The organism is Janthinobacterium sp. PSPC3-1 (assembly GCF_049896105.1).
GTDB lineage: Bacteria > Pseudomonadota > Gammaproteobacteria > Burkholderiales > Burkholderiaceae_D > Janthinobacterium.
The window spans coordinates 1-12,646 of record NZ_JAFCTQ010000035.1 but is presented as its reverse complement, the minus strand read 5'-3'; the positions used below and the strand labels follow the sequence as shown (position 1 = coordinate 12,646).

At 65.8% G+C, this 12,646-nt stretch carries 4 protein-coding genes; 2 read left to right on the top strand and 2 right to left on the bottom strand.

The genetic code is table 11. The features are described 5' to 3' along the window. Positions 1–2: 2 nt before the first annotated feature. On the bottom strand, positions 3–8,714 hold the full coding sequence (locus tag ACP7B7_RS25640; protein WP_426078557.1) for a GH36-type glycosyl hydrolase domain-containing protein: 8,712 nt from the start codon (positions 8,712–8,714) through the stop codon (positions 3–5). Positions 8,715–9,013: 299 nt separating this feature from the next. Continuing rightward, complete coding sequence (locus ACP7B7_RS25635; RefSeq protein ID WP_426078556.1) at positions 9,014–11,044, bottom strand: aminotransferase class V-fold PLP-dependent enzyme; 2,031 nt, start codon at positions 11,042–11,044, stop codon at positions 9,014–9,016. Positions 11,045–11,167: 123 nt separating this feature from the next. Here ACP7B7_RS25635 and ACP7B7_RS25630 point away from each other — a divergent pair, with 123 nt between their 5' ends. Both ACP7B7_RS25630 and ACP7B7_RS25625 read left to right on the top strand, forming a co-directional pair. After that, positions 11,168–11,665, top strand: a complete 498-nt coding sequence (locus tag ACP7B7_RS25630; RefSeq protein ID WP_426078555.1) for an Lrp/AsnC family transcriptional regulator — start codon at positions 11,168–11,170, stop codon at positions 11,663–11,665. A 154-nt stretch (positions 11,666–11,819) separates the two neighbouring features. Next, positions 11,820–12,572 carry a PDC sensor domain-containing protein gene (locus ACP7B7_RS25625; RefSeq protein WP_426078554.1) on the top strand — a complete coding sequence of 251 codons (753 nt, stop codon included), beginning with the start codon at positions 11,820–11,822 and terminating at the stop codon, positions 12,570–12,572. The last annotated feature ends 74 nt before the right edge of the window (positions 12,573–12,646 follow it).

The following is a 12,646-nucleotide window of genomic DNA, read 5'->3' as shown; positions in this document are numbered from 1 at the left end:
CACTACACCCGCAGCATGACCTGGTACTCGCGCTTTTCATCGCGCAAGGCGATGCTGTCGCCGGCCACGGCCACGCCATCGACGCTCAGGCCAGGCGCCTGTCCCTGCGCCCTTTCCACCGTGATGGCATAGCTGCTCTCGCCGAAGCGGTAGTGCAGCTTGAAGGTGCTCCACTCGGCCGGCAGCATGGGCGCTAGGCGCAACCGGTTCGCTTCGCGCGACACGCCCAGCAGGGACTCGATGATCAGGCGGTACAGCCAGCCCGAGGAACCCGTGTACCAGCTCCAGCCGCCGCGCCCCACGTGCGGCGAGACGGCATACACGTCGGCCGTCACCACATACGGTTCGACCTTGTAGCGCGCCACCGAGTCGGCGTCCTCGCCATGGCGCACGGGGCTGATCATGCGCATCAGCTCCCAGGCTTTTTCGCTGTCGCCCATGCGCGCGAACGCCATCGCCGTCCAGATCGCCGCATGGGTGTACTGGCCGCCGTTTTCACGCACGCCCGGCACATAGCCGCGGATGTAACCGGGGTTCAGGTCGGCCTTGTCGAACGGCGGATCGAGCAATTGAATCACGCCCGAATCACGCCGCACCAGGCGCGCATCGACCTGGCGCATGGCGCCGGCCACGCGCTCCTTGTTCGCCGCACCCGACAGCACGCCCCAGCTTTGCGAAATCGAATCGATCTGGCATTCCTCGTTGGTGTGCGAGCCGAGCGGCGTGCCGTCGTCAAAATACGCGCGGCGGTACCACTCGCCGTCCCACGCGTGCTCTTCGACATTGGCCGACAATTTCACCGCCTCGTCGCGGCAGAACTGCGCAAACGGTTCGTCGCCGCGCAGCACCGCCACTTCGGCAAAGCGCTGCAGCACTTCATACAGGAAGAAGGCCAGCCACACGCTTTCGCCCTTGCCGTGTTCGCCCACCTTATCCATGCCGTCGTTCCAGTCGCAGGAACCCATCAGCGGCAAGCCGTGCACGCCCATCCGCAGGCCGTGGCGTATCGCCCGCACGCAGTGTTCGTACAGGTCGGCCGATTCGTTCGAACGCACCGGCAGGTCGTAATACGAATCCTCTTCCGGCTTGACGGCGCGCCCTTCGATGAAGTGCACCGTTTCCGCCATCACGGCAAGGTCGCCGGTGGCCGTCACATAGCGGCAGGCGGCCAGCGGCAGCCACAGGTAATCGTCCGAACAATGCGTGCGCACGCCGCGGTCGGCCGGCGGATGCCACCAGTGCATCACGTCGCCTTCGAGGAACTGGTGCGCGGCGCTGACCAGCAGGTGGCCGCGCAGCAGCTGCGGCGCGGTATGTATCATCGCCATCGCATCCTGCAACTGGTCGCGGAAGCCGAAGGCGCCGCCGGACTGGTAGTAGCCGCTGCGCGCCCACATGCGGCAGGCGATGGTCTGGTACATCAGCCAGCCGTTGGCGATCACGTCCAGGGTGGGATCGGGCGTTTCGATGCGCACCGCGCCGAGCGTGCTTTCCCAGTGCGCGTGCACATTGGCCAGCGCCGCGCGGGCCGCATCCTTGCCCATGTGACGCTGCACCATGGTGCTGGCGTCGGCATTGCGGCGCCCGCCCACGCCCAGGATAAAGACGATTTCGCGCTCCTGCCCCGGTTGCAGTTCGAACGGCACCTGGATCGCCGCGCAGGCGTCGAGACCCGTGCCGGCCTTGCCGGACAAGCGTACGCGGCGCAGCGCGGCCGGCTGCGCCAGGCTGCCGTTGCGGCCGATGAATTCATTGCGGTCGCAGGTGATCGAGCGGATGCTGGCGTCGGTATTTAAAAAGCCCACGCGGCCGGAAAACTCGGTGTTGTAGTTATTGCGCGCGAACAGCGCGCCGCTGATGGAGTCCACTTCCGTCACCACATGCATGCCGGACTTGGCGCGCAAATCGGCCATCACCCATTCCACATAGCCGGTGACGGACAGGCGGCGCGCCACGCCGCTGTCGTTGCGCAGCTTGACCACCGAATACTTCACCGGCGCGTCCAGCGCCACGTAGGTACACAGCTCGCTGGCGATGCCGCTCTCGCAGTGCTCGAACGTGCTGAAGCCGAAGCCGTGGCGCGTCACGTAGTCGCCGCTGCCGCGCGCCGGCAAGGCCGTCGGCGACCAGAACTGGCCGCTGTCTTCGTCGCGGATATAAAACGCTTCGCCGGACAGATCGGAGACCGGATCGTTATGCCATGGCGTGAGGCGGAATTCATGCGCGTTCTCGCTCCAGGTATACGCCTGGCCGCTTTCCGACACCACGGTGCCGAACTGCGCATTGGCCAGCACGTTCGACCACGGCGCCGGCGTGCGCTGGCCTTCGCCGGTGGTGATCACGTATTCGCGCCCGTCCGGCGTGAAGCCGCCGAAACCGTTTTCCAGGATCAGCTCGCGCTTGCGCGCGCGGTGCGGCGCCAGCACCAGGTCGCGGCCGCCTTCGAGCATCAGCGGCGGCATGCGCAGCACGGGGCTGGCGGGCCGCTTGACCTGCTCGGCCAGGGTGCCGCGCGTGTCGCTGATGATGGCGCGCGCCACCGATTGCAGCAGGATGCGGTCTTCGTTGGCGATCTGGTCGGCCAGGCGCACGAAGATGCCGCCCGGCCGGTCGATCGCCTGGGCGTCGATGCCCGAGGCGATCAGGCCCATGATCTGTTCCTGCAGCAGCTGGCGGTAGCCGGACTGGTCTTCATACCAGATCACCAGGTCGACCACCAGGCCTTTCAGGCGCCAGTAGGCGTGCGCCTGCACCATCTGGCGGGCCAGCTCGATATTGGCCGGATCGCGGATCTGCAGCAGCACGATCGGCAGGTCGCCGGAGATCGCGTAGGCCCACAGGCCGGACTGGCCGCGATGGTTTTTCAGCAGGATGCTGGCGTCGGCGCGCAGCGAGGCGTTCGGGTAGATCACGGCATTGGCCAGGCGTGCATACAGCTGCGCGTCGGCTTCGCTGGCGTTGAGCTGGCGCAGCACCACCTGGCTGTGGGTCCAGGCCAGTTCGAACACGCGGTCGGCCAGGTGGCGGTCCTGGTATTTGTCGATCAGGTGCAGCGCCGCTTCGCGCTGCTCGACCATGCCCGTCACGCTGTCGACCGTGATGGCCTGGTCGGGCGCCAGCGTGATGACGTAACGGATGGCCACCACCGGGTCGAGCACCGAACCCTGGCCACCGCTCAATGGTCCCTCCTGCTGCAGCGCCAGCGGCAGCTGCGCCGTGTTGCCGCGGCCGATGAAGCGCGAGCGGTCGGTCTCGAACGAGACCTCGTAGCCGCTGGCGTCATGCACCGTCATCACATGCAGCATCCATGGCATCTGCTCGTCTTTCGAACGGGGCCGGCGCGTGCACAAAATGGCGTTTTCCTGCGTCAGGATTTCGGTCTGCACGAACAGTTTGCTGAACGCCGGATGGGCCGCGTCGGCCGCCGACGGCGCCATCACCACTTCGGCAAAGCTGGTGATCTCGATGCGCCGCTGGCGGTTCGAATTGTTGCTGATGCGAGTGCGGCGGATCTCGATATCGTCCTCGGGCGAGACGACGATTTCCGTGTACAGGTCCAGGCCATGGTCGGCGCGGCGGAACTCGGCGCGCCCTTCCGAAAAGATCACCTCATATTTTTTCGGCTCGACCAGGGTCGGCTGGTAGGTGGTGGACCAGACATCGCCTTCATCGAGGTCGCGCAGGTAGCAGAAATTGCCCCAGTTGTCGCGCGTGCTGTCTTCGCGCCAGCGCGTGACCGACAGGTCTTTCCAGCGGCTGTAGCTGCCGCCGGCATTGCTGACCATCACGTGGTAGCGGCCATTCGACAGCAACTGCGTTTCGGGCACGGCGCTGTTGGCCTGGGTGAGGATGCGCATCGGCATGGTCTGCTCGGTGGCGCTGCTGCGCAGCACCGCCAGTTCGGCCGTGTTCGAGTAAAAGGCGCCCGCCTGCGGCGTGCGTTCCTGCAGCACCAGCAGGGCCGATTGCAGCAGCGGATCGGACTCGAAACGGCGCTGCATCGGCCGGTCGTGCAGCAGGTAGCTCAAGGCCAGGAAACCCATGCCCTGGTGGTGCACCATGTAGGAGCGGATGACGGCGCTGGCCTGGCCGCGCGGCAGGCGCGCCGCCGTAAAGTCGATCGCCTCGAAGAAGCCGTAGCGGCCCATGTAGCCGGCCGCCTGCAGGCGCTGCATGTTCTGGCACGACTCTTCCGGTTTCACCATCAGGCCCATCATGCTGGCATACGGCGCGATCACCAGGTCGTCGGCCAGGCCGCGTTTCAGGCCCAGGCCCGGCACGCCGAACGCGCGGTACTGGTAATTGAGGCTGGCGTCGACCGTGTTGTAACCCGACTCGGACACGCCCCACGGCACGTCGCGCTGGCGGCCATAGTCGATCTGCGCTTCGATCACCGAGTGGTAGGTCTGGTCGAGCAGGGTGTTCGGGTAGTTCGGCATCACCAGCAGCGGCATCAGGTACTCGAACATCGAGCCGCTCCACGACAGCAAGACCGGCTGGCCGGCCACCATGCACAGCTGGCGGCCCAGGGCAAACCAGTGCTCCTGCGGCAGCTGGCCCTGGGCGATGGCGATAAAGCTGGCCAGGCGCACTTCGGAGGCCAGCAGGTCGTAATAGCTGGCGTCGAGGCGGCGCTCGCTGACGTTGTAGCCGATCGCCAGCAGCTTGGTCGACGGGTTGTACAGGAAGGCGTATTCGATCTGCGCAAAGTCGCGCGCCTGGCCCGCCGCCTGGGCGATATCGCGCACATGGCGGATCGCCTGTTCGCGCCCTTGCGCCAGCAGGCTGGCCAGCTCGGGCAAGGTGCCGGGCGCCGCGTCCAGGGTGGCCAGTTCGCGCAGGGTCGGCACGCGCGCGAGCGCACCATCGAGGCCCGCATGGGCGGCCCAGGGCGCCAGTTGCAGCAGTTCGGCCAGGGCCGCGCGGCACTGGCGCGCCAGCGCATCGCTCCACATCGCCAGTTCATTGGCGCTGTCTTGCAGGGACAGCGACAGCAGCGCATCGGCCGCGCTGTTGGCCGCGCTCAGGTAGGCGTGCCACTCGGGCAGGCTGGCCGGCGTGGCCTCGGCCAGCAGCAGCGCCAGCGCCTCGCGCGCGCCATTCGCGCCGCCGTCGGCGGTGATGAATTCCTGCAGCACCTGCGCCGTGGTGCGAATGCCGTCGACGATCTGCCTGCCGATGATGGGCGCGTCATACAGTTCGACCAGGCCAGGCTGCAGGGTCAGCAAATGGCCGGCCAGGTTGCCGCTGTCGACCGTCGAGATATACATCGGCTGCAAGGGTTTGCGCGTCTGCGTGTCGTACCAGTTGTAGAAATGGCCCTGGAAGCGTTCCAGTTCACCCATGCTGTGCAAGGTGGCGCGGCTGCGTTCGATCAGCTGGCCCATGGTGATATAGCCGAAATCGTAGGCCGTCAGGTTGGCCAGCAGCGCCAGGCCCATATTGGTTGGCGAGGTGCGGTGCGCCACCACCATGCTCGGGTGCTCCTGCACGTTATCGGGTGGCAGCCAATGGTCGTCCGGGCCGACAAAGGTGTCGAAATAAGCCCACGTCTTGCGCGCCACGCCGTGCAGGAACTGGCCCTGCTCAGGCGACAGGCGGGCGACGGCGCGCTTGATCGGGCGGCTGATGCGCCAGGCGATGACGGGCGCGGCCAGCCACAGCAGCAAGATGATGGCGGCGGCCGGCAGGGCTTCCGGGCGCCAGTGCAGCAGCGCGCCGAAGGTGGCGATCGCCAGCAGCGGTGAACACCACATGGCGCGCCAGCTGTCACCCTGCCCGCCCTTGGAACTGTGCAGGTTCGATGCGCGCCAGTCGAGCAGATGCTTGTGCGAGACGCTCAGACGCCACAGCGTGCGCGCGATGGCGTCCAGGCTGATATAGGCTTCATACGGCAGGAACACCAGGGTCAGCATGGCGTGCGAAAACTGCACGCCGCAGCGGCGCTCGAAGGCGGCCAGGTGCTGGCGCCACAAGGTGTCGCGCGGTTTGCGCAGCAGGTCGTACAGGGCCGACACCACCGGCGGCAGGAAGATGATCGCCAGCACCGCCGCGCTCCAGAACGCCACCTGCGGCAGGAGGCCCCAGGTCAGCAGCAAGGAGGCGGTGGTGGCCGGCGCCACCACGCTGCGGCGCAGGTTGTCGAACAGCTTCCAGCGCGACAGCATCGACAGCGGATTGCGTTCGCGCTTGCCGCCACGGCCGGGCACGCGGCCCAGCAGCCAGCCGATCAGCTGCCAGTCGCCGCGGATCCAGCGCTGGCGGCGGCTGACGTCCGCATCGTAGCGGGCCGGATATTCTTCGTACAATTGCGAGTCGCTCAACAGGCCCGCGCGCAGGTAGCAGCCTTCCAGCAGATCGTGGCTGAGGATTTTATTGTCAGGCAGGCGCTGGCCCAGCACGCGCTCGAACATGTCGAGGTCGTAGATGCCCTTGCCGATGAACGAGCCTTCATAGAACACATCCTGGTACAGGTCGGACACGGTGCGCGTATACGGGTCGATGCCCGGCTCGCCGCCGCACAGCAGTTCGTACTGCGAGGCGTTGGCGCTGGGCAGGGCGACGGCCACGCGCGGCTGCAGAATGCCGTAGCCGGCGATCACGCGCGAGCCGGCCGCGTCGAGCACGGGGTGGTTCAGCGGGTGCATCATGGTGGCGACGAAATGGCGCGCCGCGTCGCGCGGCAGCTGTGTGTCGGTGTCGAGCGTGATCACGTATTTGATGGTGCGCAGGCCGCGCAATTCGCCTTCGACCAGCATGAATTTGTCGCGCGCGCCGCCGCGCAGGAACAGGTTCAGGTCCGACAGTTTGCCGCGCTTGCGCTCCTGGCCCATCCACGCGTTCTGTTGCGAATTCCACAGGCGCGGACGGTGCAGCAGCAGGAAGGGGCCGACCTGGCCCAGGTCTTCCGCATCGGCCGGGTCGCCGTTTTCCTTGAACTGTTCGCCTTCGACGCAGTATTTCTGGTTCAGGCCACGGATGATGGTTTGCGCCTGGCGCAGCAGGGCCTCGTCGCCGGGCAGGGTTTGCGTGGGCGCGTCGACAAAATCGGTCAGCAGGCAAAAGCGCAGGTTGGCATCGCGGTTGGCCAGGTAGCGCACTTCCAGCGCCTGGCACAGTTCGGCCACGTTGGCCTCGCTGTAGATCAGCGTCGGCACCACCACGATGGCGCGCGCATCCGACGGAATGCCGGCCTTGTAGTCCATGCGCGGCAGCGGATGCGGCACGGTCATCAGGGTCGCCACCCAGTTGACCAGGGCGACGGCCAGTTGGCTGCTGCCCAGCAGCGCCAGCCCCCCCAGCGCGGCCAGCGGCCAGCCAGTCACGCCGTAGCGCACGGCGCGTTCCAGCAGCAGCGCGCTGGCGGCCAGGCTCAGGAAGGAGATCGCGCCCAGGTAGACGGCCAGCGGCGCCGCGCGCGCCGTGTGCTCCAGCGCTTCGCGCAATGGCAGCTTGGCGCCGGCCTGTTTTTCCAGGATCAGCACGCCGCGCCCGACCAGGTAAAAGCCGATATGGCCGCGGCGGGTGTCGATGCTGGCGCCATGTGTCTGCGCCAGTTGCACCGCCATTTCGGCCACTTCCATTTCGCTGCGGTCGCTGCGCTTGGCGATGCGTTCGATCGCATGGCGGTAGCTGTCGCGGGTGGCGAAATCCATCGCGCCATAGGTGCCGGCCGGGTCCAGGCGCAGGGTCTGTTCGACCACGCTCATGGTCTCGACGAATTCCTGCCAGTCCATGGTGCCCAGGAAGCGCAGGCTGCCGATGCTGTTGGCGATCGACACCTGGTCGGCCGCCTGTTGTCCGATCTCGACCTGCACCTGCTGGTCGATGGTGAGACCGGATTCGGCCAGCTTGTGGGTCAGCCACGACAGCGCCAGCGTCAATGAGGGGCTTTGCCCCTGCAGGCGGCGCGACAGTTCGGCGACAAATGCGCTGGTGGTGGGCGGATTCGAACGCGCCATGTCGGCCACCAGCAAAATGAGGCCGCTGGGGTTGCTGTCGGCGATGTCCATCATCTGGTCGGCCCAGCTGTTGGCCAGGTCGCGCTGCATGCGGTCGTCGGCCACGCGCGCGGCCACGCGGCGCAGGTTTTCGATCAGCGCCAGGCGCAGCATGATGGGCACGGCCCACAGCTCGCCCAGGGTCAGGGTGGCGACGTCCTGGTAGGCTTCGACGAAGTGGCACAGGTTTTCCAGGTCCACATGGCCATCGCCATGCGAGATGATTTCCAGCGCGATTTTATATACGCGCGGACAGCCGGCATCGACGCCGGTCGTCAGGCGCGGCAATTCCTTGCTGTAGTTCTTCGGCAGGTGGCGCCGCGTGGTGCGGATCTGTTCTTCGATCAGGTAGAAATTATCGAGCAGCCATTCCGAGGCGGGCGTGACTTGCCGGCCGCTTTTCACCGTGGCCGTCAGCTCATTGACGGTGGCCGTGATCAGGGCCGCATTGTCGGCCAGGCGCGCCAGCAGCCGGTCGCGGCCCTGGCGCTTGCCGACCGCATGGCCGGTGGCGATATTCTTGCCGTGCGCCGCCATCTGCATGGCGCTGAACAGTTCCGAACGCAAGGGCAAGGCGTCGTCGCGCGCGGCATCGAAGCTGTCGCCCGGGCGGCCCGGATTGATACTGCCCTGGAAAATGTCCTTGAACCGGGAAAGCTGTTCCTTGACTGCTGCTGTGTACTCTTTCAACTTGGCCTCGCTAGGTGCGCGCATGAAACGACGGCACCCGCCGCAAGGCCAGGGCCGGTTTGCGGGAGCAAAGCAGGGACTGGCAAAAACGGAAAGCAAAGCGCCGGAGCGTTGCGATGAATCTCAATATCAGTGAGATTTTCTGAACTTCATCGTAGGGGCGCGCCCCGTGCGACACCGTGCGCTAGCGAACATACGTGGGGCTTTGGGAGGATGCGGAGCAAGAAAGTGTCCGCGAGGCAGGAAGAATGATTCTATTGGGTAATAAAGCCGTCCTGCCGAGTGGCGTGAATGCGACTCGGCAGGACGTTGACTGCGCCCGGTCAGGCCGCGAATGCCAGTGATGGACGCGTGGCGAGCGCAGCCATCGCTAGGCCGCCGTTCAGTTGCCAGGCGGCCTGGTGGCCGAGGCGGTGCAGACAGGCGGCGGCGCGCGCGCTGCGGTTGCCGCTGCGGCAGACAAACACGAGCGGACGCTGCGGCGCGCGCAGCCAGCCGGCCACTTCGCCGGCCAGGCGGCTCAACGGTACGCTCTGCACTGCGCAGTCATCGAACACGCGCGTGGCGCACGCCGCATGTTCATACGCTTCACGCACATCGACCACGATGGCGTCCGGGTGCGCGCGCAGGAACGCGTCCAGGCCGGCCGCATCGAGCTGCGGCGCGGTGGTGGCCGCCAGGGATTGCTGCGCGGCGCGCACGGTATTGCAGACGCTGCCGTCGTCGCGCGAGGCGCACAGCACGGTGTCATCGCTCAGGGCATCGCCCAGCGCGGCGATCGTCGTCAGCGGGGCCAGCGCACCGATAAAGGCAAATTCCTGGCCCAGCAGATACACGGCAGATGCACCGATCACAACGCGGCGCAGGCCGGCGCCAAACGCCAGTCGGCCTTGCGCGTCGAATGCGTCCAGTTGAACAATGTCGAGTGCGGCGATCAGGGCCTGGCGGTCCGTATCGCCGCCCTGCGCAGCGTCGGTCTGCACAATGGCTCTTACGACGTAATCCTGGCAGCGGATAAAGGCGGCAATGCGCGGCACCAGCGCCGCCGCCGGATCGATGACCACGCAGCTGGCGCTGGCCGCATCCGTCAGCAACCAGGTGCTGCGGCCGTCGACGCTCAGTTCCGTCACGCCATCGCGCATGGCCGCCAGAGGTGCCAATGCGGACGGCAGCAGGCCGCTGCCGCGCAGCGCCTCGCCGCAGCGCTCGATGCGTTCGCAGGCGGCAAGAATGGTCGCTTCGTCGCTCAAGGGGCCGAACGACAGGCGGATCGCCGAACTGGCGCGCCAGGCCGGCACCCGCATCGCTTCCAGCACATAGCTGGGCAGGGCTTTCGAGGCCGAACAGGCGCTGCCCGAACTGACGCGCACGCCGGCAGCATCGAACAGGTCCAGCAGTTCTTTCGACGACAGGCCGGGGACGGAAAAATTCAGGGTGGTCGGCAGCGCCAGCGCGAACGGCATATTGAAGACGATGCCCGGCAAGGCGCTTTCCAGGCTGGCCACCAGGCGCGTGCGGAAGGTCGCCAGCTCTGCCGCGCTGCGGAAGGTGCTGCCGTCGCCCAAGGCCTGCAGCACGGCGCCCAGCGCGGCGATGCCGGCCATGTTTTCGGTGCCCGAGCGCTGGCCCGTTTCCTGGCCGCCGCCCATCATCAGGGGCGTGAATGGCGCGCCGGCGCGCACATACAGCATGCCGATGCCTTTCGGCGCATACAGTTTGTGGCCGGAAAACGGCGCGTAATCGATGCGCGTGGCGGCCAGGTTCAGTTGCAGCTTGCCCAGCGCCTGCACGCAATCGACCATCCAGTACGCATCGGCGCCGCGTTCGTTCAGCAGCTGCGCGATGGCCGACAGGTCGCTGATCACGCCCGTTTCGTTATTGGCCGCCATGGTGCACAGCATGGCGGTGTCGCCGATCAGTTCGCCCAGCGCGGCCAGATCGTGGCGGCCGTCGGTGTCGACCGGCAACTGGCGCAAGGTCAGGTTCAGGCCCAGCAAGCGGTTCCAGTGCGCCAGGCTTTCCGGCACGGCCTTGTGCTCGGTGGCGCCATACAGCAACAGGGCGCCGATGCGCTGGCCGGCGTCGCGCCGTTCGCGCAGCGCGCACAGCGCCGACAGCACGGCCGTCTGGATGCCCTCGGTGGCGCCGCTGTTGAACATCAGCCGCCCGTCTCCCGTGCCCAGCAGGCGGCGCGCCAGCGCGCGCGCGCCATCCATCATGGCCTTCGCTTGCAGCCCGGTGGCATGGGTGCTGCTGGGGTTGCCATAGCCATGCGCCATGGCGGCGCTGGCGGCGGCAACGGCGGCGGGCAGCACGCTGGTGGTGGCGTTGCAGTCGAGGTAAATGTCTTTCATGATCGTCGCTAGGGGTTGGGCGGATCAATAGTCTACCAAGCGCTGCCCGTGAAGATATGCCAAACAATACTGCAAATAGGCTACCATGCAGCATGAGCATGCTACCAATGGCGATATATAAAAATGAATTCTCTTTCTCACCCGCTCGATAAATTCGACTGCGCCATCCTGGCCGCCCTGCAGAGCGACGGCACGCTGTCGATCGCCGCCCTGAGCGAGCGCATCGGCCTGTCCAGCACGCCGTGCTGGAAGCGGGTCAAGCGGCTGGAGGAAGAGGGCTATATCGAAAGCCGCGTGGCCATCGTCAACCGCCAGAAAGTCGGCTTGCCGGTGACCGTGTTTGTCAGCGTGCGCACCGGCCAGCATGACGAAAAATGGCTGCGCCGCTTTGCCGCCGCCGTCATCGTGATGCCCGAGGTGCAGGAATTCCACCGCATGAGCGGCGATATCGATTACCTGCTGAAAGTGGTGACCACCGATATCAAGGGCTACGACCTGTTCTACAAGAAGCTGATCAAGGCGGCCCAGTTGCTGGGCGTATCGTCGGCCTTCTCCATGGAACAGATCAAGTACAGCACGGAGTTGCCCTTGGAACTGATCTCGCATGGTTTGCCGGCTTGAAACTATTGCAGCTTGCCTAAGTTTGCTCTTCAGCTACGTTGCTGCATCGCAACATAAACTGGCCGAAAGATAGGGAAATCAGCGGTGTGCATACCGCCAGTCGGTATACTTTCGCGCTTGCCCGCCGCCTGCGGGGTCACGCACAAGGTTTTCCATGCATTTTCTCCGCCGTCTCTCGATCCAGAAAAAACTGATGTTCAGCATGGGCTTTTGCCTGCTGCTGTTCATGGCGATTTCGTCCCTCCTCAGCGTGCGCATGAGCAGTGACTATGTGCGCGAGCGCGTGGTCAGCCAGGAATTACCGGCCCAAGTGGGCGAGATCCGCAACGACGTGCTGCGCCAGATCAGCCAGCCGCTGGCGGTGGTGCAGACCATGGCCAACGATATCTACCTGCAGGACTGGGAAGACGCCGGCCTGCCCGACGAGGGCATCGCCGCATTCCAGCGCTACGCCACGGCCATCAAAACAAAAAACAAGGCGGCATCGATCAACTGGGCCTCGGGCAGCACCGGCAAGTATTTCACCACCGACGGCCTGCTGCGCACGCTGGACAGGAATGCGGCGTCGGACCAGTGGTTTTACGGCCTGCTGGCCAGCGACAAGGCCTACACGCTCGATATCGACAAGGCCGTCGATGCCAGCAGCATCATGCTGTACCTCAATGCGCGCGGCCAGACGGCCGGCGGCAAGCCCTATGCGGCTGGCCTCGGCCTGGCTATCGATACGCTGGCCCAGACCATCCGCAGCTACAAGATCGGCCAGACCGGCTACGTGTATATCGTGCGCGCCAATGGCACCGTGCTGATCCACCGCGATGCGGCGCTGGCCGATGGCAAGCATCGGATGCAAGACCTGCCGGGTTTTACTGAAGAGCTGAGCAAGAGCCTGCTGACGGGTAAAAAATAGGTTCATCGCACTTTACCGGGGAACGCATCCTTGATTTTCAGAAAGAAGTAGGATGCGTCCCGAAATCCGTAAGC